The 471-nt window shown below is 60.9% G+C and carries 1 protein-coding gene; it reads right to left on the bottom strand.

Translation table 11 applies throughout. The annotated features are described in order from the left end of the window. The coding region (gene grpE, locus SOP85_RS31125; protein WP_442967967.1) for a nucleotide exchange factor GrpE at positions 1-471 on the bottom strand (471 nt) is incomplete at both ends.

Genomic DNA, 471 nt, shown 5'->3' with positions numbered 1-471 from the left:
AGCAGGCGGCCGTTCAGCGTATAGCCTTTCTGCATCACCATCATCACGTGGTTCGGCTGATGATCGGCGGATTCCATCATGCTCATCGCCTGATGCACTTCCGGGTTGAACGGCACGTTGACGTCGCCGACGATTTCGATACCGTACTTACGCACCACGTCCAGCAGCGATTTCAGCGTCAGCTCGATGCCTTCGATCATCGCGGCCAGTTCCGGATTGTTTTTATCCGCCAGATCCAGCGCGCGCTCCAGGTTGTCGATCACCGGCAGCAGATCGCCGGAGAATTTCTCCAGGGCGAACTTGTGCGCTTTCTCGACGTCCAGTTCGGCGCGGCGGCGGATGTTCTCCGCTTCGGCTTTGGCGCGCAGCAGGCTGTCGCGCTCGTGCTGCTGAGCTTCCGCCAGTTGGGCTTCCAGTTCGGCGATACGCGCATCGCGCAGATCGACGCCTTCCGCCGCTTCCGGCAGCGTA

Origin of the sequence: Pseudomonas sp. YuFO20 (assembly GCF_035064975.1) — a bacterium.
GTDB classification, from domain to species: Bacteria; Pseudomonadota; Gammaproteobacteria; order Pseudomonadales; family Pseudomonadaceae; genus Aquipseudomonas; species Aquipseudomonas putida_AE.
The sequence above is the reverse complement of the archived record's forward strand: the minus strand, read 5'-3'. Positions and strand labels throughout refer to the sequence as shown.